The following is a 22,312-nucleotide window of genomic DNA, read 5'->3' as shown; positions in this document are numbered from 1 at the left end:
ATCTGTACATGTATTGGAGCTGGTTGTTGATGGGCCTGGTGGAGCCTTATAGGGTACTGCTTGTCGGGAATTCAGGTGAAGTGGGGCGGCGGGTTATCGATGTATTCGAGCATGATTCACAATTTTGCATTTCGGCCATTGCCAATAATGGTCAAGATGCACTTGATTGTATGGTGGTATATCGGCCGGATTTGGTCGTAGTCGACCTGGAAATGCTAGATATGTTTGAAGTGAATGGCTTTACTGCACTTTTCTCCATGATTAGCCTTTGTCCTGTACCCGTTGTAATGCTCAGCACGAGCACACCCGAATGCTCCAGTCATGCCGTTCAAGCTATGCGCATAGGTGCAGCAGATTATTTCCACAAGGAAGTCCTGTTTCAAGAAACGAATGACTGCAGGAATAAGAAATATTTCTTGGAGCGCTGCAAAATGGTTATTCAAATCGGTGTAACTGGTGCTCATAGCGCGTCAGGGAACGAGCAATTTCATAAAAGAATGCTGCTTGAAACTCAATTGCGCAGGGCAATTGCACATAGGGAGTTTCATCTTGTTTATCAACCTGTGGTGGATTGCTACACCGGGCAAATCATCGGAATGGAAAGCCTGATTCGCTGGAATAACGCTAAGCTTGGGCAGGTATCTCCCGCAGAATTCATCCCGATTGCCGAGGAAACGGGCCTCATTCTTGAAATCGGCGAATGGGTGCTGAAAGAAGCCTGCAAGCAAAACAAGAAGTGGCAGGATGCCGGGTTGCCGAACATGTTCGTGGCTGTCAACTTATCCAGCCGTCAGTTTCATGACGTGCGGTTAAGCCGGATGATTCAGCAAATTTTGGAGGAGACCAAGCTGCCGCCTCAATATCTGGAGTTGGAAATTACCGAGAGCATGAGTATGGATGTCCTAACGGCGTCGAATACGCTCCACGAGCTGAAGAGGCTCGGGGTTCAGGTGGCGATGGATGATTTCGGTACCGGATACAGCTCTCTCGGCTATCTGAAGGATTTCCCTATCGATAAAATTAAGATCGATCAATCCTTTGTTAAAGGTTTGGAGCAAAGCCAAGTTAATACCGCCATTGTGCAAACGATGATTACGATGGCACACAATTTGGACCTTCAAGTTGTAGCCGAGGGTGTGGAGACGGATGATGAACTGCAAGTGTTAAGGGAGTGCGGCTGCAAGTTGGTGCAAGGGTATTATTTCAGTCCTCCGGCCAGCGTGGAACAGATCAGTAAGCTTTTAGATCATATTTCTCATTCTTAAAGTGAAAGAATGTAGTGACATAACTGCTCCGGCATCGTAAGATAAAGTTGTAGTTAACAACTAAGACCAATTTAGGCTGGTGATTGTCCTGCTGCTTGATGTAGTAACTAATTTATTCTTGAATCTGAAGCATGCGATTATTCGAGCGATAGCGCTGCCGGAAATCCTGATTGGGATCGCAGCGCTGACAGGAACGGGCTTTATTTTTGCACGGACGAGATCTTACTGGTTGAAATGGCTCTACGGCGCAGCATTCTTCTACATTTTCTACTACGCCATGATATGGATTGTGTACAAGACACCTATGCATGTTCCCTGGATTTATGTGCTGTGCCAGTTTTGCGGCTTGATTTGTATAGCTTTGATGTTAAAGGATGTGCTGCAAACTCGATCTTACAAGATGAAGGTTCATCAGATGGAGCAGGACATGATTGATATGCTGCGTATGCAGCCAGGATTTACATTCAAGTTGCATAAGCATCGGGGTCAATTCGTCTATTTGCTGATTGAAGGCAGGCTGCTGGAACAAATGGGCCTGAAGCAAACGGATTTCATTGGCAAACAAATAAATGAAATCCCCTTTTACCCGGAGCGGTTGATCGCTACTTTAAATGAACGATATGAGAGAGCATGGTCAGGCGAAAGGGTAACTTACGAAGCTGTGTATGGTACATACAACGTATATGTGACTTTGCAGCCAATTCGTAGCGCTGCCGGCCAAGTGATTGAGGTTATTGGATCTGCGATTGATATCACCGTGCTTAAGACATCAGAACAGAAAATGCGGGATCGGGAAGAACAGTACCGTACATTGGTAGAGAACTCCGATGATTTTATTCTCGGTTTCGATGCTAGCGGGATCGTCAATACGGTGAATCAGAAGTTTTGTCAAACCTTGCACATCGAAGCTGAACAATTAGTCGGGCGTCCGTTTTCGCCCTTATTGACGCTGGATGACGCTGACGTATGGGATAAGGCTTTTGAGCAAACGATTACAATTCGCAAGCCGCAGCGGTTCGAGATGAGTATGATCCTGCCCGATGACAGCGAACGCACCTATAATGTCACGTTATCGCCTTGCTATGGCGCAACCAGCGAGATGGAGATTACGGGTGTTATCGGCATGATCCACGATATCACGGATTTGAAGAATAAAGAGAAGGCGGATGAAGCGAATTGGGCCAAAAGCCAATTCTTGGCGAGGATGAGCCACGAAATCCGGACACCTATGAACGGAATCATTGGACTGACGCTGCTCATGCAAAAAACAGAGCTTTCCGATATTCAGAAAGATTATCTCAATAAGATCGAATCTTCATCTAATGTGCTGCTCGGAACGATAAACGATATATTAGATTTCAGTAAAATTGAAGCTGGTAAAATCACATTGGAGAAAGTCGATTTCTCCTTGGAAGAGTCGCTTCGCAAGGTGGCGGATCTTTCCAGCTATTCGTTTGGAAAAAAACAAATCGATATGATCATTGAATCATCCGTAGAGTTGCCGTATTTGGTGAATGGAGATCCGTTCAGGCTGGAGCAGGTGCTCATTAACTTGGCAAATAATGCGATTAAATTTACCGAGCATGGTTATATTCGCATTAGCGTCGGCCTAGAAGCCGTTATGGATGAACATGATCTCATTTCTTTTTCAGTTGAAGATACGGGGATTGGCATTTCCAGGGAGCAGTTGACCAAGTTGTTCTCCCCTTTTACACAAGCGGACAGCTCCACGAGCCGGAAGTATGGCGGCACAGGATTAGGGCTTGTCATTTGCCAGCATTTGATTCAATCGATGGGTGGTGTCCTGAAAGTCGAAAGCGCACGCGGTGAAGGCAGCCGCTTCTATTTTAACCTCATGTTCGAACGAATCCGGCAGGAAGCATCGTCTGATCAAGAAATCACACAGTTGACGAAGGGAAGCCATCACGCCTATTTGGCGGAGGATCATCCCGTCGTGCGTGAGCACTTGAAGGAACTATTAAGCGATTTTCAGTTGAAAGTGAAAGCCTTTTCATCTGCAGACGAGTTATGTGCGGCAGTAGAGAGCAGCGATTCGGGCACTCTTGAGCCGGTTGATTTTGTTATCGTCGATATGGAAATGGAACAGATGACTGATTTCCCGAAATGGAACCATCTCATGAGCACTGTGAACAGGGCTAAAACCAAGATCATTGCGATAACGACTGTATTCGGCAGAGAACAAATGGATCAATATCCCTACGAGCTGCAAGCAGATGCTGTGCTCATGAAACCGATCTCCAGACTGAATTTACATCAAATATTGCAATCGTTAACCGGCGATGAAGAAAGAAACGATCAATTCTCCGTCGAATCAGACAGAAAAGCGATAGGCGATCAGCATGAGCCAAAGGGTCATATTTTAGTTGCGGAAGATAATGAAATTAATCAATTGGTTATTTCCCATTTACTGGAACAACTGGGGTATCGCGTAACGATGGCCAAGAACGGGTATGAGGTTCTGGATCAGGTGGACATGCAGATCTGGTGTCTCATTCTTATGGATATTCATATGCCGGAAATGGACGGATACGAAGCAACCAAAAAAATCCGGCAAAACAAGCTGTACAATCGGATTCCCATTGTTGCGCTCACGGCTAATGTCCTCATGGAAGATTATGAACGCAGTTTGAAACTCGGGATGAATGACATTCTGATTAAACCTGTCGATGATGTGCGGCTTGATCGCATGATCAACAAATGGAAAAATTTGAACTGGCTCTATCAGATTAAAGGCGTACACACGGAAAAGGTATTGAAAAATGTGGACGATAAAATTCATATTTTCCAATATATGATGAGTAAATTCAAGCAGGACTACCGGAGCTTCGCTGAGCAAGTCGAGGCTGCTCTGGATCGGCAAGAGCTCGCATCCGTACGAAGAATGGTGCATACGTTGCGAGGCATTGCCGCGAATTTCTATGCCGACCCGCTACTAGAGGCAGTCCGGCAAATGGAGGCAGAGCTTGAGCAGGAGAGCCATGATGGGAGGCGGCGAGAGCGCGCTGCTGCCATTCAGGTGGAAATTGACCGTATTATCGATGCGTTAGAAGCCGTGTAAGAAAGCAATAGGATAAATCTTCATATGTAGTTTACATGTCTTTGATATTACGATAATAAAACTAGGCTATCCTAAGTAAAGAAGTATAGTTCATAGACTTGGAAAAGAGGACTTCCTTTTGAAAAGCTACCCTGTTATCGCATCAATCACGGAAGCTGAACAAATAACAAAGGCATTAAAAAGTGGAGTTCAAAGGGTTAATCTGATGACGGGAACGATCAACAATTTGCAGCAGATCATCGAACAACTGCATGACGCTGGCAAAGAGGTTTTCGTCCATATCGAAATGGTTGGCGGTATTGGCAGAGATGCATCCTCCATCCAATATTTGGCGGACGTATTTCGGGTTGACGGTATTGTTACAACGAAGAGCAACGCGGTAACAGCCGCGAAGCAAGCAGGCATCAAGAGCATTCAACGTTTCTTCGCCATTGATTCTTATGCGGTGGAGACGGCTGCGCGCATTGTCAAAACATGCGATCCGGATGAGGTTGAGCTCATGCCGGGACTCATGCCAAGAGTCATTCGGGATGTGAAGATGAAGATTAAACAGCCTCTTATTGTCGGCGGATTAATCCGGCATGAAGAGGAGATCACGCAAGCTCTAGAGAACGGCGCGGATTATGTCTCTATTGGAGATAGCCGGTTCTGGTAAGTATTGAACTAAATACATCGCAACCTCCGGGGAGAGACGATTAGAGAAAACCCAGTGGTCAGTAAAATCAATGTTTCCTTATCCATATAAGGTTTGATTTTCTGCTGCTGGTTTTTTTGTGTTTCCTTTCTTTAGGGAAAGGCATGCCTGGAGAGAGTGTCTAGAGTGTCTGACGGTCAATGGCGCTATGAAATGGTTCTTATAATCAATAACAGGAGGCAGGTTACTATGCGTTTAGTGCTTATGGGAGATTTTCATTACTCAAGGATGGCAAATGGTACTGCGGAGATGCTCGAGGCCAGAGATTATGTGTATGCATCCATGCTCGATCAATTCCTGGACATGAACGCAGATGTGCACATTTCTTTGGGCGATCTTACGCATGAGGGCCTCCCGGAAGAGTTCCGGGTTGTGTTTACTCGGTTGAATGAAAGCACGCGCCAATTTATTCATGTACTGGGCAATCACGATACCTATTCAATACCGAAAACAGAGATTCTTGAAATTACCGGACAAAAGCGTTACAGCTCTCTAGAGATGGAAGAAGCCGTACTTATCTTTCTTGACTCGACCAAAGAAATGAACAAAGAATGCTGGGGCGGAGAGATGGATGCCGAACAGATGGACTGGCTGAAGGCGCAGTTGCAAGCATCCGGAGAAAAGCCAGTGCTCGTATTTGCGCATCATCCGATATATGGCACGACTGCGCATTCGATCCTGGATAAATTATCGATTCATCCGGATTTCGACATGAAGTCGGTATTAAGCGTAAAGAAAGGGCCGGGATTTTATTTCTGCGGCCATAATCATACGAACTCCATTGTCCAGCAGGATGGGTGGCACTTTATCCAAACGGCGGCATGCCTGGATATTCCTGCTTTCCGGGTAGTGGAACTAAGTGGCAGCCTATTGGATATTACGACCGCCCAGTTGAATGTGGCTGAACTGGAAGCGAACATCGCGCGTTTCCATAGGAATATGGATGGCTTCACGCCAGTAGCGGAAGCTCGCGGAGAAGAGATGGATTGGAGCTTGTCGGTTAATTTGCTGGAGAAAACGATCGCAGAAGCCGGCGCGAAGGCGGATAATCTGTTGAATACGTAAGTAAATTCATGAAAAACCCGCGATAAGAGGCTGTTGGTATCTACAGCCGCCTTAATCGCGGGTTTTTGTTGATTTATTCTTGAGGCAACGGTTGGCGCAAGCTTACTGAATCAGGGTCGGTTGACGATTCGGGCTTAGCTGACCACAAGGCTTCGATGTCCTCCAGAGACTTGCCTTTCGTCTCGGGAACGACGCGCCATGTGAAGAAAAACGTAAACAGTGACATAAGGCCGAATATCCAGAACGTAATGGACGGTCCTGCTGAGCTAAGCAGCGGCGGGAACGTCTGCGAGACGACATAATCGGCTGCCCACAGTGCCATGGAGGCGATGGCTGTCGCTTTGCCGCGGATACGGTTCGGGAAAATCTCTGAAAGCAGGACCCAGACGACCGGTCCGAGAGAGATGGCAAATGACGCAACGAACAGCAGAATAAAGATCAGCACGAGCACCCCGGAAGGCTCGCTGCTCTGGAAAGCGATGCCGATTACGATGAGACAAATCGCCATGGAGGCTGAACCGGTGAGCAGCAGTGCTTTGCGTCCAACCTTATCGATGAGCCATAAGGAAAGAATCGTGAACAGGAAGTTGATCAGGCCGACAAGTATGGTCTGAATGAGCGATGCATTCGTGCCGGCACCCATTTCTTTGAAAATTTCCGGCGCGTAATACATGATCGCGTTAATGCCGGTTACTTGCTGAAGAACCGCCAGCACGACACCTACGATTAAAGCGATGCGCAGCCCGGGACTAAAGAGCTGACGGATCGACGCATTTTCTTGCTTAAAGGATTCCTTAATATCGAGAACTTCTTTGCGCGCCATGTCTTCGCCATGAATCTTCAGAAGAATCGGCAGCGCTTCGGCAGGTCTTCCCTGCTTGATCAGCCAACGCGGGCTTTCGGGCACGAAGAAAAGCAGAACCATGAAGAGCAGGCCCGGCAATGCGCCTACGCCGAACATCCAGCGCCAGGCCGAGGAAATGTCCCATGCGTCATCCCCATAATTCGCGATAGCAAGATTGACGAAGTAGACCAGGAAAATACCGGTAACGGTTGCAAATTGGTTCAGCGCAACGAGGCGGCCGCGGTATTTGGCCGGAGCGATTTCCGCGTTATATAAGGGACAGAGCGTTGACGTAATGCCGATGCCAAGTCCGCCGATCATCCGCGCAATGATGTAGCCCGTGAATGTGTCTGGAATTGCGGATCCAAGGGAGCCGATAATAAATAGCAAAGCCGCGGCGATCAGCACCTTTTTGCGGCCAAATCTATCACTGAGCACCCCGGATGAGGCAGCACCGATAATACAGCCGATAATGAGGCTGGATACAGCCCAGCCAACCTCTACCTGGCTTAGATCAAAACGTTTTTGCATGAAGCCGATCGCACCTGAAACCACGGATGTATCGAAGCCAAATAATAATCCGCCCAGCGCAGCTACAATCGATACGAGCGTTACGAATTTTAAGCTGATTTGTTCGTTTGGTTGGTTCGTTGTTGAGCTCATGTATGTTTTCTCCCCTTGTTTAGACATTGGAAACGAGTTCATTATATCACGGGGGAAAGTGAGTCTTGTGGACAATCACCAGCACTTATTTGTGCGATTTCTGCACAACTTCTCCTATCGCGCACTCAACTTCAGAAGGATAGGAAAGACTAGCATTTTTTTATCTGCCAAACGCAAAAAAGTCCATGCCGCTTGGCATGAACTGGATGGCTGCGCAGCTATTTGGGTTGTACCCGGTATTCAGTCGGCGTGAAGCCGGTCACTTTTTTAAATACGCGGCTAAAATAGTTCGGATCCTTATACCCGATCTCGAAACACACTTCCTTGAGGCTGAACGCACCGGATTCGATGAGTTCTTTTGCCTTTTGTATACGTAAGCCTGTAACGAAATCGATGAAGGTTTCGCCAACCTGTTGTTTGAACACTTTGCTGAAATAATGAGGGTTCAGGTGGACAAATTCGGCCACTTCCTCGAGCGATAAGTCCTCGGTAAATTTATGTTCAATGTAGCGCCGCGCCTTATCCAGCACCGTCACCGTTTGTTGTTCGCGTTCTTCACGGATGCGCTGCAGCGCGGAAATGACGTAGGACCGATGCGCCCTATCATCATCTGGAGAAGGGGCGTAGCCATCTGTAGAAGAGAGAGCAGTCACCCGATCGGCTCCCAGTCTCAGCTCATGGAAATGGCAAACCCCATGCTCATTGTTCGGATAAGCGGAAGCAAAGACCGCTTCAAAATAAGATTTGCGCATGCCTGCGGAACCCTTGTAGGCTGAACCGATGCCTACTATAATCGCTAGGCCGAGCTGAGTTTCTGCGGCTCTGCAAAGCTTTTCGCCATATTTCTTCATGATATCGATCCACGGCTCTTCTTGAATATCAGGGTTTTTCCTGATAAAAATGGCGATATGCCGATCAATCAATGAGCTTACGATATTGGGAGGCAGGTGCGTTTTCGCATAGCTGCGCAGCACGTCGAAGATTTTCTTCTTATCCTGTGTCAGCATAAGTTCCGGAAAGGCGAGCACAACGGCACAGCCTTGATCGAGAGGGAAATCGAGCCACTCGGCTAATTGTTCAGCCCCTGTTTCCAGCACTTGATCGACCATGAAAACGAAGGCAAGCTCGTTCTCGACTAACGGCATCAGCTGTGAGACTTTATCGCGAAGTTCGAGCTGTTCGGTGCGTTTGCGTTTTTCAGCATCCAGTTCTTGAATCAACTGCTGCAAAATGTGCACGATTTGCTCTCTCCCGGCGGGCTTGACGATGTATTCTTTGACGCCAAGCGTCAGCGCCTCCTTCGCATAGGCGAAGTAATCATAAGCTGTGACAAGCACCATTTTGGAATCGGGCAGCCGGTCTTTTATCTCCCGTAATGCATCCAGGCCTTGGATACCCGGCATATTGACGTCCATGAAAATAATATGCGGGCGGTGTTCTTCAGCAAGCTCAATGGCCAGACGCCCATTCTCGGCATGAATAACCTCGAAGGTACCTGGCATCATGCGATGAACGATCCATTGCAATCCTTCCCGTTCCAAGGCTTCATCATCTGCGATCAATAACCGGTACATGAGTGGAGCTCCTTTCCAGTGGGATGTGCAGGGTTATCACGGTCCCCTTGCCGATTCCGCTTTGAATGTCGACCAGATCACTGCGCTCGTAAACTAATTGCAGCCGCTTGAATACATTTCTTGTGCCGAGCCCTGCAGAATGTGCTTTCCCGTCTCGAGCTAGAATTCCCGGTTCCATGATCAATAATGCTAGACGGCGTTCTTCGCTCATGCCAATTCCGTTATCCGATATAGTGATTCGTACATGCTCGGCGGTTTGCTTCAAGGCAAGGCGAATGACAGCGCCACGCTCCATGCCTTCAATTCCGTGGACGAAGGCATTCTCGACAAGCGGTTGAATGGTTAGCGCTGGAACTTTCACCCGCAGGGCTTCCTCGTCGATCTCGATTTCGAATCGGATTCGATCGCGAAAACGGGCTTTCTGGATGCGAACGTATTGTTCGACATGCATCAATTCTTCTTGCAAAGTAACGAACGTATCCAGCTTGCTTAACCGATACCGCAGATGAGAAGACATGGACACAATCAAATCGCTTGTTTCCTCGGCTCCTTCAATTAGAGCCAATTTGGAGAGTACATTCAATGAGTTGAATAAGAAATGAGGGTTCATTTGACTTTGCAGCGCGTGCAATTCAAGCTCTTTGACGAGTCGCTCCTTTTCCAAACCTGCCTTTTCTTTCGCCATCAAATCTTTTAGATCGGTAACCATTTGACCGAAGACATTGGACAAAATGCCCAGCTCATCACTTGTATGTATCGACGGAGGCTCCATGTCCAGCTCCCCTTTGGAAATGCGCTTCGCAGTGCCGACAAGCCGGCTGACAGGGTCTGTAATACTTCTTGAGATCCAGAGCGCGACGACGACGCTCATTATGGTGTTTACGATAAATACAGCCCAGCCCATTTCGTTCAATCGCAAATTTTCATGTTGAATTTTCTGGTAGATCGGCTGATAGGAGCTAAGCTCTAAATCAACAATTCGCTGGCCCTCCTCATGGATAAAACTTGTTGTTTGCTCCGCATCCATATACGAATTTAGCGAATCCTTCGGTGAAGCATGAGGATCAAGCGCAGCCTGTTCTTGCTCCAAAAGCGTGTCCAGCATGCGGATGAAGTTGGTCATCTCCGAACTGTGAGGGGATACTGTTAGTTGTCCTGCAAGCTCCGCACGGAGCCTTAACAGCTCCTTTTGATTCAAGGAAATGTTCGTTCTGCCCTCTTCAGTGGGATGAAGCAAATAGCTGTAGAGGGATCGCAGACTATGGTCGGCTTCTTGAATGGATTGTTGATACAGCAACATGTGCTCTATTCGATCATTATAGCTTTCCTGAACGATCTTGGAGCTTTGCAGTAAGAAGAAAGTGACAGAGTTCGTAAGCAGAACGAGCAAAGGGATGAAGAGCAGGAGCTTCTTGCGGATCGTCATGGTGAACTCTCCTTCATGTATTCCGCTTTGGAAGCTGGTGCCGGAATCAATCCCCCTGTGGGGGTTCCTAATGAACTTCGGTCAATTACCGTGATATCCGTATAGTTTTGGGGCTGAGGCGTATTTCCTAAGAAGTAGTCATGAAGCAAGGAAATGGCTTTGAACCCCATATCGTAGGGGTGCTGGACGATGGCCGAAGCAATTTGGCCGTTTTGTATTCCTTCCAACGTTTCGGAGACATCATCAAAAGCAAAGATTTGCACTTCACCTGGGCGAATACGCTGCGCGGCTTCCATGATCCCTGGGGCATCGAGTGCGCTGAATCCGATCATGATGCGGATTTGGGGATATTGCTCGAGCATAGCTTCCGCTTGCCTTGCTGCTTGAAGCCGGGAAATCGCAGACGATTTCACATCAACGATAGCAAGCTGCGGATATTTGCGGATGACCGAGCGGAAGCCTTCCAGCCGCTGCTGCTGATTTTCCGCTTGCTCACTGCCGACCAGAACGCCAATGTTGCCTCCGCTTCCCATTGAATTGGCAACAAGTCCACCCATCTGTTTCCCCGCCTCCACGTTGTCTGTTCCCACGTAGGTCAATCGGTCGCTCGCTGGGTCATCCGTGTCGACGGCAACAACGGGCACGCCTTGCAGGGCGGCTTTATGGATTAACGTTTGATATTGCTGTTCATTTACTCCTTGAAGAACGATTGCATCTGCTTTGGCAGCGAGTGCCTTCTCGAGCAGCCTCGTCTGTTCGGAAGGGTTTATCCGAGATGGCCCCTCGTAGGTAAGCTGCATACCGTAACGTTCAGATGCTTCTTGAGCGCCTTGCTCCAGGGTACGCCAATACGGGTTATCCAATTCCTGGGAAATGAGGAAGACGCGACGATTTGTGTTCTCTTTTACCTGGCTGGCTTTAGGCGGACTCGCCAAATCTTTCATTCGGAAGGTGGAGTCGATAAACAGCAACAGCAAGCATACGAAAGTAATAAAAAGTAGGGATAGGCCCCAGTTCCAATACCATTTGGGTTTTGACATGCAAAAGCTCCTGGTTAACTTGATTAGGTTGGCTTCATTATACAGAAATATGGCTGCAAACCAAAGCGTTGAAGTGGCGATGGAGCTTTCACTCCGGCGTCATTCGGTATATAGTAAAAGTAATTTCAGGTTAGAAGGAGTCGCTATGCGTACGATGATCGATCAGCCAAACGGCATATTCCCGTCAGTCTGCTCACTTGATTGTCCCGATCAATGCGGTCTGCTGCTGCATAAAGAAAACGGGAAAATCGTCAAAATAGAGGGAGACCCCTCCCATCCGGTTACACAAGGTGCGATTTGCAACAAAGTCCGCAACATGACGGCACGGATTTATGATCCGAAACGGCTCCAATATCCAATGAAGCGTGTAGGCCCAAAAGGAGAAAACCGCTTTGAACGAATCACTTGGGAAGAAGCGGTGGATACGATTACTTCCAACTGGAAAAGGCTTATCGCCGAGGAAGGCTCGGAAGCGATTATGCCTTACAGTTTTTACGGCAATATGGGGCGGATCGGGACGGAAGGGATGGACCGCAGGTTTTTCAACCGGATGGGAGCCAGCCGATTGCTGTACACGATATGTCAGTCCGCAGGGACGGAAGGCTACAATTATACAATGGGCGGTAGCATAGGCATCGATCCGGAGGATACGGTCCATGCCAAGCTCATCATCATGTGGGGCATCAATACGGTAAGCACGAACATGCATCAGGTTGTTCTCGCCGAGAAGGCGCGTAAGAACGGTGCGCAAATCGTCGTTATCGATGTCCACAGAAACCAAACCGGGCGCTGGGCCGATTGGTTTATACCGATTTTGCCGGGGACGGATGCGGCGCTTGCGCTGGGAATTATGCATATTTTGTTTGCGGAAAATAAGGTGGACAGAGCATTCCTTGAGCAGTATACCGTTGGTCACGAAGAGCTGGAGCAGCATGTCCGCCAGTATGAACCTGCGGTCGTAGCGGCAATAACGGGAGTGCCCGTAGAAGATATCTACCGGCTGGCACGGTTATATGGGCAGACAACGCCATCCTTCATCCGCATCGGCAACGGGCCTCAGCACCATGACAATGGCGGGATGTGCGTCAGGACGATTGCCTGCCTGCCGGCGATCACCGGACAATGGCTGCATCAAGGCGGCGGCGCGATCAAAGGGAATGGCGGTTATCTGGAGCATAATGCAGCCGCGCTGCAGCGGCCCGATCTGCTTGCCAAGCCGACGCGACAAATTAACATGAATGTGCTGGGGAGCGCACTGCTTGAGCTCGATCCTCCGATTCGCTCCTTGTATGTCTACAATTCGAATCCGGCTGTTGTTGCGCCGCACGCGAACAAAGTTAGAGAGGGGCTTTTGAGGGAGGATTTATTTACGGTTGTGCACGATTTGTTTTTAACTGAAACGGCGATGTATGCCGATATCGTTCTTCCAGCAACGTCTTCCTTTGAAAATACAGACTTCTACCGTTCCTACTGGCATCATTATGTACAAATTCAGCAACCAGTCATTGCGCCTTACGAGGAAAGCAAATCGAATGTGGATGTCTTTCGCTTGTTGGCTGAGGCCATGGGGTATGAGGAGCAGGCCTTTCAGGATACAGATGAGGAGATGATCCGCCAAGCGCTGGATTATCCGAACAATCCGAATTTGGAAGGTATCACGGTTGAAAAGCTGCTCCACTCACAGTTCGCCAAAGCGGCGACGACGCCTTTATTTCCAGGGCAATTAAAGACACCCAGCGGAAAGATCGAGCTGTATTCGGAGGCTTTGGCCCAGAAGGGCTTCCCGCCGCTTCCAACGTATACGCCGCTTGTGGAGGAAGGAAATCTGCCGTTCGTATTCATCCCGGCGCCGAATCATAATTTCTTGAATTCCACTTTTGCGCATAACGAGAAGCACGTGAAGATGGAGAAAATGGCTAGGCTGCACATGCATATAGATGATGCCGAGGCGCTTGGTCTTGCCAGCGGTGACTGTGCCAGAGTGTGGAATGACCGCGGGGAATGTGAACTGGTCGTATCCGTTGGCGCCGATGTATTGCCAGGCGTTGTTGTCAGCCAAGGCCTGTGGGCGGATTCGCCAGGCAGCAAAGCTTTGGTCAACGCTTTGACCCCGGATCGTGTAGCCGATATGGGCGGCGGGGCGACGTTCTTCTCCGGCCGGGTACAGGTGGAGAAGATCGGTTCTTGATTTGTCAATCGGGTGCGTAATGCTTTTTTGGAATTGAAATTAGGCTTGAGCGTATTGTGAATTTCTGATTTGACCGGAATTGTCGGATCCCCCTGAACCATTGGGCGTTTAGCCGCATAGGGTAACTCAGGAGGTGATGACCTATGCCAATACAGCAAAAAGCGTATGCATGGATAGGGAGACCAGTAGGTGTATCACTTATGAACGGTACGGGTGTTTCGGGTATACTTTGCAGCGTGCATGGCGGCCATATTTATCTAATTGAGTATCTGTACCACTCTCAATTTGCGACGAGGCATTATGCGTTTAACCAAATCCAGGACATTCACCCGTTCCCAAGCTGTCACAATCCGCAACCGCATCCGCATCCGCCAGTGTATCATCCGGGACCTGTTTATTAAGGGATCGAACAAGAAACCGCTGATCTATGGGGCGAAAAAAGGCTTACTAAAGCGTTAGGGATACCCTTTCTAACACGCGAGAAAGCATGTGTCGTCAGGTAGTATGTCTTGACGAGCTCGTAGAGCGGAGAGATTCCGCATGCATCGTGTGGTACGAGCATTTGCATTTGACAGGATGGGCGTAGAAGATCCGGAAGTGCCATAGCGGTTTGGAGTATTACAATATTGCAATTCCGCCTCGATCTGCGATAGATCGTCTTTTTGCATGGGTGAGCGGAACGTGAGTACGCTATGAGACGGTATTTTCGGTTGTAGGGACATTTCGCGGAACTACCGTGCCTTATGAGCAGGAAATGCTGGGTTTTCGGCAGAGTTTCGCACATTTAACGCACCCTAGTTCCGTCACAGGGGGAGAACAGGGGCTTTACCATGGAATAAGGCATCGTAGTTCCTTCGATATTGCTGTGCATGGGGATTGGCGGTCCGGCAGTACTGCCTCGGGCGCGCGTTGCCGCCGCATGGCGGCTGTCACACGTTTTCTTGCAAAGCTTGCTAAGGCGAATTGTACCCGGAATCTTACTCTTACAGGGTGTCCATGGATAGGAATACCGAATCGAGGATCGGTTAGGGAAAAGAAAAGAAGAAGGCAGCACAAAGTCGAACAGGGGGAATGGGTGTGGGATGGAAAAGCGATAGCGTCCGCCTTTAAAGTCGTGTTCGCACCACCTTGTACATTCAAGGAACACGACTTTAACAGCGGTTGGAATCCCATACTTAAGTTTCCTCCCCATGCCTGGACGTATGGGTATAGACAAGAACCTGAGGCGCAGCTGCGCAGCCTCAGGTTCTTCTTGAATTGCTGACGTTTCGGGGTTGAGGCCCGAAAAACACTGTCCATTATTTACTCAACGAATGTCCGATTGAGCCGGCCCAACAGTTCAGCAAACTTCTGACGATCCTCGGTTGACCAATCCTTCAACAATTTAGCAAAATGATTCAGTCTAATCTGCTTCGAATTCAGCAGCTCTTGATTGCCAAGCTCGGTCAATTGAAAAAAGCTGGCCCTACCGTCTTCCGGATCGGGCAACCGCTCTGCATAACCTTTGGCTTCCAGCGCCGCGGCTTGTCGGCTTGCTGTGGAGATATCCAAATGACACGCGTCAGCCAGCGCTTTTACGCCCATGGCTCCATGCTCAGCAAGCTTGCTAAGCAGAAGGTAGTGTGAGCGTTCCAGATTGCCCAATTTTTTATCGATCGCCGCTGAGGTTGCCCGGCGCACGAGGAAAGTCATTTCATAATCAATCGCTTTCAAATCATTGTCGTCCATCATCATCCACCTGTCCACCAATGGGTATTGGTTTATTCTCCTTATTGTACCGCAAATTCAATCGTTTGGTAATTCATAGTTGTCTCACACTTTTGATATTTTTACCTAGTTAGGGCGTACATAAAAGAGCAGCCGCCAAGAGATAGTAGATGGTGTGAGGCCATTCTTTGACAGAAAGAGAGGGAATCGAGATGGATCAGCAAACGCAAACGAACCAAACGCAGACGACTTCGGATCGCAATGTGCTTACGGATAAGGAACTTCTTTATGTGAAGGATTTTTTATCCTGGGAGCTGATGGCGATGAAAAAATGCAGTGATACGGCTAATCGTTGCACGGACCCGCAAATTCAAGCACTCATCAAACAAACCGGGCAAAAACATTTGGATCATTATAACTCGCTGTTGACGCTTCTTCATTAATAACAACTAAGGGAGGTTCTCCGTATGCCGGTTGAATTAGCGATGCCGCAAACAGGTCAGCTGCCACAGGTTAAAGGGCCTGATATGAATGACCGCGATTTTATCAATGAAATTCTCACCCACGAGAAATATTTGTCCTCCAGTTATAACACTGGACTATTGGAAATGCAGAATCCCAAGCTTCATGAAACGGTTCAAAGCATACTCAGCGATACGCACAACAGCCAATTCCAGATCTTCGATCAGATGTTCCAGAAAGGCTGGTACAAGATGAAAGTTGCCGATCAACAAGAAATTCAACAAGTGAAGACACAATTCACAAATTACCAAACACAGTTTCCTTCATTTCAATAATCAACTAGCTCCAAGAGCTTAAAAAAAGAGCGAAGCCAGCGCATGTTGTGCGCAAGCGGTTTCGCTTTTTTTATAAAAATATGGAAGCAAAGAGGATAAAATGTCACAATTGTGTTAGTTTAGCCATCTATAGGATATTAAAGTGATAGTAACTCCAGATTTCCGTTGATACAATACGTATCAAGAAGCCGTTGTGATTGCTCCCTCCCATTATCCTGCTGGACGAACGATCAGGCAACATGTCGTAATCGATGTCCCTGGAGGAGGCTAATTTAGAAGAAATTGGATTTCGTTGGAAATGGGAAAAGTGCAAGCGGTTTCGTGAAGACAATCAGCAATCGGGCAGGGGTTTCTGACCCTTATTTGTCATGCGTAGGCTTCCTGCTGGTTAAGGAGGTGTTGCAAAGCCGTTATTTGTCGTAATTGAATATCAGATTATGCGTAAGAAAGGCCAATTCAATGGATCAAGGAGGCTATTTCATGATCACGAATGTTTCTTTCAAACATAAGGCTGGAACACAGATATGGAAGGTGGTGCTCATTGCTGCGCTTGTTTTTGTCATGCTTTTGCAAATGTTGATGGCTCCGAAAAAGGCATTAGGAGCTGGAACATCGGTTAATCAAACTCGATTCATGACGCTTTACGACCAGATTAAAAACCCGAGTAACGGATATTTTTCGAAGGAAGGCATCCCTTATCATTCCGTTGAAACGCTAATCAGCGAAGCGCCTGACTATGGGCACATGACTACGTCGGAAGCCTATAGCTACTGGCTCTGGCTGGAGACGATGTATGGGTATTATACAGGTGATTGGACACGATTGGAAAAAGCTTGGGACAGCATGGAGACCTATATTATCCCTGTGAATGAAGGTGACGGCAAAGAAGAACAGCCTACGATGGGAAAATACAATCCATCCAGCCCTGCGACTTATGCGCCTGAATATCCGTTTCCTGATAAATATCCAGTGCCTTTCGGGGGCAAGTCGGCAGGTTCTGATCCGCTCGATACGGAACTCAAGTCGACTTACGGAAACAACCAGACCTATTTGATGCACTGGCTGTTAGACGTCGATAACTGGTATGGCTTCGGAAATACGCTAAACCCGTCTCATACTTCTACTTATGTAAACACATTCCAGCGTGGCGAGCAGGAGTCCGTATGGGAAGCGATCACACATCCATCGCAGGATGATTTTAAATACGGGCAGTCGAATGGCGGTTTCATCACCTTATTTAATCAAGGCTCAGCTTCCAAACAGTGGCGCTATACGGATGCGACGGACGCGGACGGGCGGGCTGTGCAGGTCATGTACTTGGCCAAACAGCTGGGGTATTCGAATACGGCCTATATCAATAAAGCGAAGAAAATGGGCGATTATCTCCGGTATGGGATGTACGACAAATATTTCGAGAAAATCGGAAGCGCTTCCGCAGGCTCGCCGACGCCGGGATCAGGCAAAAATTCGGCTCACTTCCTCATGTCCTGGTATACATCGTGGGGTGGCGGCTTAGGCGCGGGCGGCAGCGGCGATTGGGCGTGGAGGATCGGCGCAAGCCATGCGCATCAGGCTTACCAAAATCCATTCATGGCGTATGCGCTCGCCAATGATTTGGCTCCGCTTTCGCCGACAGCCAAATCGGACTGGACGACATCCTTGCAGCGTGAACTGGAGTTCTACGTGTGGCTGCAGTCAACGGAAGGCGCTATTGGCGGCGGTGCTACCAACAGCTGGAATGGCGACTACAGCCCATATCCGGCTGGCACTCCTACTTTTTACAACATGGCCTACCAAGAAGCGCCGGTCTACCATGATCCGCCTTCTAATACTTGGTTCGGTTTCCAAACCTGGCCGCTTGAGCGTATAGCTGAGTTATATTACCTGCTTGCGGCTAAAGGCGATACGACTTCTGACACATTTAAAATGGCTAAACAGGTCATTACCAAGTGGGTGGATTGGTCGATCGACTATGCTTTCGTTAATAAAAAACCGGTTACGGATGCGCAAGGCTACTACCTGGATGCGAACGGAGTCCGCGTTTCCGGGAACAATCCTGCTATTGCCACGACATCTCAACCTGGCGAGTTTTATGTGCCATCGAGCATTGAATGGAATGGTAAACCAGACACCTGGCAAGGATTTACCAGTGCAAGCGGCAACCCGAGTTACCATGTCGTGACCAAAAGTCCGAGCCAAGACGTTGGCGTAGCCGGCAGCTATATCAAAGCGTTGAGTTATTTTGCTGCGGGTACGAAAGCGGAATCCGGCAACTTTACGGCTCTTGGCAATTCGGCTAAAACAGTAGCAGGCGATTTGTTAAATGCGGCTTGGGCCAAAAATGACGGCATCGGTATCGGTATCCCTGAAACACGCGCCGATTACTCCCGTTACTTCACGAAAGAAATTTATTTCCCAGGCGGTTGGACGGGAACCTATGGGCAAGGGAACACGATCCCTGGCTCCGGCGGTGTCGCTTCCGATCCTGCTAAAGGCGGAAATGGCGTCTATATCAGCTTCCCTGAGCTTCGTCCCAAAATTCAGCAAGATCCGAAATGGGGATATTTAACTAATCTTTATAATACGTCCTACAACAAAACGACAGGCAACTGGGATAATGGAGCTCCGACATTTACGTACCACAGGTTCTGGTCACAGGTGGATATGACTACCGCTTATGCAGAGTATGACAGATTGCTTGGCGGCAGCACGCCAACTGTCCCGGGAGCGCCAACAGGTTTGACTGCAGTAGCAGGCAATGCGCAGGCGGCTCTGAGTTGGACAGCGTCCAGCGGAGCGACGAGCTACAACGTGAAGCGAGCGGCGACGACAGGCGGGCCGTACACGACCGTAGCGACGGGAGTGACGGCAACGAGCTATGCGAATGCGGGCTTGACGAATGGCACGACGTATTACTACGTCGTAAGCGCAGTGAACAGCGCAGGAGAGAGTGTAAACTCAGCGCAGGTTAGCGTGACACCGGTAAGCGGCGTCGTAGTGCCAGCAGCACCAACAGGCTTGACGGCAGTAGCGGGCAATGCGCAGGCGGCTTTGAGTTGGACAGCGTCCAGCGGAGCGACGAGCTATAACGTGAAGCGAGCGGCGACGACAGGCGGGCCGTACACGACCGTAGCGACGGGAGTGGCGGCAACGAGCTATGCGAATACAGGCTTGACGAACGGCACGACGTATTACTACGTCGTCAGCGCAGTGAACAGCGCTGGAGAGAGTGCGAACTCGGCGCAGGTTAGCGTGACGCCAGTGGGTGTTACACCAAGCAGTCTGGTCGTTCAATATAAAGTGAACAATGCCAATGCAACGGATAATCAAATTAATCCTCAGCTCAGCATCAAGAATACCGGTACGTCAGCTGTCAACCTGAGCACACTAAAGCTTCGCTATTATTTCACCAAAGACAGTAACGCTTCCTTGAACTACTGGTGTGATTGGGCACAAGTCGGAAGCAGCAACATCAGCGGAACGTTCGTGACGATGAGCACGCCGAAAACAGGCGCTGACACGTACCTCGAAATCTCATTTTCGGCTGGTGCAGGTTCCATTGCAGCGAATGGGCAAAGCGGGGATATTCAATCCCGTTTTTCGAAAAATGATTGGTCGAATTTCAACGAAGTCGGTGATTACTCTTTCGATGCAACCAAGACGTCGTATGTCGATTGGAACAAGGTAACGCTGTATGAGAACGGTACGCTTGTATGGGGAATTGAGCCTTAAAAAATGAAATAGGGAGTTGAAATAAATGGCGATAGTTCCTATGAAACGAACCGCGATGCTTGTCCTGATTTTCGCGGTGGTTATTAACATCTTCTTGCCTTTTGGTAACCCAGGTGTCTTCGCAGCTGCTTCGCATGTCGATAATCCGTTCGTCGGAGCTACGGCGTATGTGAACCCTGATTATGCGGCAGCGGTAGATACATCGATAGCGCAGACGAGTGACAGTGATTTGGCTGCCAAAATGCGCACCGTGAAGTCGTATCCAACGGCTGTTTGGCTTGACCGCATTGCAGCGATCAGCGGCGGGGCTGCCAACGACGGGCGCCGCAGTCTGGCGGGTCACTTAGATACGGCTCTGGCACAAAAACAGGGCAGCACGCCAATTACGGCAACGTTCGTTATCTACGATTTGCCAGGGCGCGATTGCCATGCGCTCGCATCCAATGGAGAACTGCCGTTAACTCAGGATGGTCTACAACGCTATAAAACGGAATATATCGATGCGATCGCCAGTGTGTTCGCCGATGCGAAGTACAAAGACATCAGGATCGTCACTGTTATAGAGCCGGATGGACTTCCAAATCTGGTGACGAATCTCAGCGATCCGGAGTGCGCGCAGGCAAACTCCAGCGGCATCTACGTCGCAGGGATTCAATATGCGCTGAACAAGCTGCATGCGATTTCCAATGTGTACACGTATATGGATCTTGGACATTCCGGCTGGCTGGGCTGGGACAATAACCGGACGGGTACTATCCAGCTTTATACAAACACTGTGAATGGAACGACGGCTGGTCTCGCTAGTGTTGACGGGTTCATCACGAATACGGCGAACACGACGCCGCTTGAAGAGCCGAATCTGCCCGATTCGAATCTAAATGTAGGCGGTCAGCCGATTAGATCTTCTAATTACTATCAGTGGAATTCTTATTTTGATGAATCAGATTTCACAGCGGCGCTGTACAGCGGTTTCATAGCCGCAGGCTGGTCTTCTAATATCGGCTTCCTGATCGATACTTCACGCAATGGATGGGGCGGTCCCAATCGACCGACTGCTGCCAGCGGATCTACAATCAATGACTATGTGAACTCTGGTAAAATCGATCTTCGCGCCCATCGCGGCCTATGGTGCAACAATAGCGATGCCGGTATGGGCATGCCGCCGCAGGCAACGCCTGCCGGCTACCCCAACTCTCACCTCGACGCGTTCGTGTGGGTGAAACCGCCGGGCGATTCGGATGGTTCCAGCTCGCAGATTCCGAATGATGAGGGCAAAGGTTTCGATCGGATGTGCGATCCTACGTATACAACTTCGAGTGGCGTACTGACAGGCGCATTGCCGAATGCTCCTGTGTCGGGCCACTGGTTTCACAATCAGTTTGTGATGCTTGTGCAGAATGCTTACCCTGTCATTCCTCCTACTAATGGAGGTAATACACAGGTCCCGGCAGCGCCAGCGGGCTTGACGGCGACGGCAGGCAACGCGCAAGTGGCGCTGAGCTGGAGCGCGTCCAGCGGAGCGGCGAGCTACACGGTGAAGCGTGCGGCGACAACAGGCGGACCGTACACGAACGTGGCAACGGGAGTGACAGCGACGAGTTACGCGGATACAGGTCTAACGAACGGAACGACGTACTACTACGTCGTTAGCGCAGTGAACAGCGCAGGCGCGAGTGCGAACTCGGCGCAGGTTAGCGCGACGCCAGTTGGTACCATTACGCCAAGCAGCTTGGTCGTTCAATACAAAGTGAACAATGCGAACCCGACGGATAATCAGATCAATGCACAGCTGAATATTAAGAATACCGGCACAGCGGCTGTGAACCTGAGCACATTGAAACTTCGTTACTACTTTACGAAAGACAGCAACGCTTCTCTGAATTACTGGTGCGATTGGGCGCAAGTGGGAAGCAGCAATGTTAGCGGCACATTCGTTACCTTGAGCACACCGAAGACAGGAGCTGACACGTACCTTGAAATTTCATTCTCGGCTGCAGCGGGTTCCATTGCAGCGAACGGGCAAAGCGGGGATATTCAATCACGCTTTGCGAAGAATGACTGGTCGAATTTCAACGAAGCAGGGGACTACTCTTTCGATGCAACGAAGACATCTTATGTCGACTGGAGCAAGGTCACGCTGTATCAGAACGGTGCGCTTGTATGGGGAGTGGAGCCGTAAAACGGATACTGACGAATTGGAGGCTGGCACGTAATTCATAATCGGCGAGACTGGCATTT

At 49.1% G+C, this 22,312-nt stretch carries 15 protein-coding genes; 10 read left to right on the top strand and 5 right to left on the bottom strand.

The window, feature by feature from the left end:
- Positions 1 to 29 precede the first annotated feature (29 nt).
- The 4 genes from ABRS97_RS11375 to ABRS97_RS11360 all read left to right on the top strand — a co-directional run bounded on the left by ABRS97_RS11375 (position 30) and on the right by ABRS97_RS11360 (position 6,103).
- Positions 30 to 1,265, top strand: a complete 1,236-nt coding sequence (locus tag ABRS97_RS11375; protein WP_367813880.1) for a GGDEF/EAL domain-containing response regulator — start codon at positions 30 to 32, stop codon at positions 1,263 to 1,265.
- 79 nt (positions 1,266 to 1,344) lie between these two features.
- The gene (locus tag ABRS97_RS11370; protein ID WP_367813878.1) at positions 1,345 to 4,344 is read left to right on the top strand and encodes a PAS domain-containing hybrid sensor histidine kinase/response regulator; all 3,000 of its coding nucleotides are present in this window, start codon (positions 1,345 to 1,347) and stop codon (positions 4,342 to 4,344) included.
- Positions 4,345 to 4,462: 118 nt separating this feature from the next.
- Positions 4,463 to 4,999 (top strand): glycerol-3-phosphate responsive antiterminator, encoded by a 537-nt coding sequence (locus tag ABRS97_RS11365; protein ID WP_367813876.1) that lies wholly within the window; start codon positions 4,463 to 4,465, stop codon positions 4,997 to 4,999.
- Positions 5,000 to 5,227: 228 nt separating this feature from the next.
- The gene (locus ABRS97_RS11360; protein WP_367813874.1) at positions 5,228 to 6,103 is read left to right on the top strand and encodes a metallophosphoesterase family protein; all 876 of its coding nucleotides are present in this window, start codon (positions 5,228 to 5,230) and stop codon (positions 6,101 to 6,103) included.
- Positions 6,104 to 6,176: 73 nt separating this feature from the next.
- Here the strand turns inward: ABRS97_RS11360 and ABRS97_RS11355 are convergent, their stop codons facing one another.
- The 4 genes from ABRS97_RS11355 to ABRS97_RS11340 form a co-directional block, all read right to left on the bottom strand.
- On the bottom strand, positions 6,177 to 7,610 hold the full coding sequence (locus tag ABRS97_RS11355; protein WP_367813872.1) for a sugar porter family MFS transporter: 1,434 nt from the start codon (positions 7,608 to 7,610) through the stop codon (positions 6,177 to 6,179).
- Between the two features lie 218 nt (positions 7,611 to 7,828).
- A complete protein-coding gene (locus ABRS97_RS11350) occupies positions 7,829 to 9,184 on the bottom strand; it encodes a response regulator (protein ID WP_367813870.1) in 1,356 nt (451 codons plus the stop codon).
- Complete coding sequence (locus tag ABRS97_RS11345) at positions 9,159 to 10,610, bottom strand: sensor histidine kinase (protein ID WP_367813869.1); 1,452 nt, start codon at positions 10,608 to 10,610, stop codon at positions 9,159 to 9,161. The genes ABRS97_RS11350 and ABRS97_RS11345 overlap by 26 nt, the downstream gene beginning before the upstream one ends.
- A complete protein-coding gene (locus ABRS97_RS11340; RefSeq protein ID WP_367813867.1) occupies positions 10,607 to 11,650 on the bottom strand; it encodes a sugar-binding protein in 1,044 nt (347 codons plus the stop codon). The genes ABRS97_RS11345 and ABRS97_RS11340 overlap by 4 nt, the downstream gene beginning before the upstream one ends.
- 145 nt (positions 11,651 to 11,795) lie before the next feature.
- Here ABRS97_RS11340 and ABRS97_RS11335 point away from each other — a divergent pair, with 145 nt between their 5' ends.
- Positions 11,796 to 13,838 (top strand): molybdopterin oxidoreductase family protein, encoded by a 2,043-nt coding sequence (locus ABRS97_RS11335; protein WP_367813865.1) that lies wholly within the window; start codon positions 11,796 to 11,798, stop codon positions 13,836 to 13,838.
- 143 nt (positions 13,839 to 13,981) lie between these two features.
- Positions 13,982 to 14,239 carry a hypothetical protein gene (locus ABRS97_RS11330; protein ID WP_367813863.1) on the top strand — a complete coding sequence of 86 codons (258 nt, stop codon included), beginning with the start codon at positions 13,982 to 13,984 and terminating at the stop codon, positions 14,237 to 14,239.
- A gap of 901 nt (positions 14,240 to 15,140) precedes the next feature.
- Here the strand turns inward: ABRS97_RS11330 and ABRS97_RS11325 are convergent.
- Positions 15,141 to 15,572 (bottom strand): MarR family winged helix-turn-helix transcriptional regulator, encoded by a 432-nt coding sequence (locus ABRS97_RS11325; protein WP_367813861.1) that lies wholly within the window; start codon positions 15,570 to 15,572, stop codon positions 15,141 to 15,143.
- 161 nt (positions 15,573 to 15,733) lie between these two features.
- On the opposite strand from ABRS97_RS11325, the gene ABRS97_RS11320 reads away from it, so the two are divergent.
- The 4 genes from ABRS97_RS11320 to ABRS97_RS11305 all read left to right on the top strand — a co-directional run bounded on the left by ABRS97_RS11320 (position 15,734) and on the right by ABRS97_RS11305 (position 22,253).
- On the top strand, positions 15,734 to 15,988 hold the full coding sequence (locus ABRS97_RS11320; protein WP_367813860.1) for a hypothetical protein: 255 nt from the start codon (positions 15,734 to 15,736) through the stop codon (positions 15,986 to 15,988).
- 24 nt (positions 15,989 to 16,012) lie between these two features.
- Positions 16,013 to 16,342 (top strand): spore coat protein, encoded by a 330-nt coding sequence (locus ABRS97_RS11315; protein WP_367813859.1) that lies wholly within the window; start codon positions 16,013 to 16,015, stop codon positions 16,340 to 16,342.
- 480 nt (positions 16,343 to 16,822) lie between these two features.
- A complete protein-coding gene (locus ABRS97_RS11310; protein WP_483312446.1) occupies positions 16,823 to 20,074 on the top strand; it encodes a glycoside hydrolase family 48 protein in 3,252 nt (1,083 codons plus the stop codon).
- A 25-nt stretch (positions 20,075 to 20,099) separates the two neighbouring features.
- Entirely contained in the window at positions 20,100 to 22,253 is a 2,154-nt protein-coding gene (locus tag ABRS97_RS11305; RefSeq protein WP_367813858.1) for a glycoside hydrolase family 6 protein, read from the top strand.
- The last annotated feature ends 59 nt before the right edge of the window (positions 22,254 to 22,312 follow it).

Source organism: Paenibacillus tabacirhizosphaerae, assembly GCF_040812395.1.
Lineage (GTDB): Bacteria > Bacillota > Bacilli > Paenibacillales > NBRC-103111 > Paenibacillus_E.
The sequence above is the reverse complement of the archived record's forward strand: the minus strand, read 5'-3'. Positions and strand labels throughout refer to the sequence as shown.

Excerpts from the sequence above, each read along its gene's own strand:
- ABRS97_RS11375 (WP_367813880.1), top strand. The coding sequence starts at position 30 with ATGGGCCTGGTGGAGCCTTATAGGGTACTGCTTGTCGGGAATTCAGGT.
- ABRS97_RS11360 (WP_367813874.1), top strand. The coding sequence starts at position 5,228 with ATGCGTTTAGTGCTTATGGGAGATTTTCATTACTCAAGGATGGCAAAT.
- ABRS97_RS11355 (WP_367813872.1), bottom strand. The coding sequence starts at position 7,610 with ATGAGCTCAACAACGAACCAACCAAACGAACAAATCAGCTTAAAATTC.
- ABRS97_RS11350 (WP_367813870.1), bottom strand. The coding sequence starts at position 9,184 with ATGTACCGGTTATTGATCGCAGATGATGAAGCCTTGGAACGGGAAGGA.
- ABRS97_RS11345 (WP_367813869.1), bottom strand. The coding sequence starts at position 10,610 with ATGACGATCCGCAAGAAGCTCCTGCTCTTCATCCCTTTGCTCGTTCTG.
- ABRS97_RS11340 (WP_367813867.1), bottom strand. The coding sequence starts at position 11,650 with ATGTCAAAACCCAAATGGTATTGGAACTGGGGCCTATCCCTACTTTTT.
- ABRS97_RS11335 (WP_367813865.1), top strand. The coding sequence starts at position 11,796 with ATGCGTACGATGATCGATCAGCCAAACGGCATATTCCCGTCAGTCTGC.
- ABRS97_RS11330 (WP_367813863.1), top strand. The coding sequence starts at position 13,982 with ATGCCAATACAGCAAAAAGCGTATGCATGGATAGGGAGACCAGTAGGT.
- ABRS97_RS11325 (WP_367813861.1), bottom strand. The coding sequence starts at position 15,572 with ATGATGATGGACGACAATGATTTGAAAGCGATTGATTATGAAATGACT.
- ABRS97_RS11315 (WP_367813859.1), top strand. The coding sequence starts at position 16,013 with ATGCCGGTTGAATTAGCGATGCCGCAAACAGGTCAGCTGCCACAGGTT.
- ABRS97_RS11310 (WP_483312446.1), top strand. The coding sequence starts at position 16,823 with ATGATCACGAATGTTTCTTTCAAACATAAGGCTGGAACACAGATATGG.
- ABRS97_RS11305 (WP_367813858.1), top strand. The coding sequence starts at position 20,100 with ATGGCGATAGTTCCTATGAAACGAACCGCGATGCTTGTCCTGATTTTC.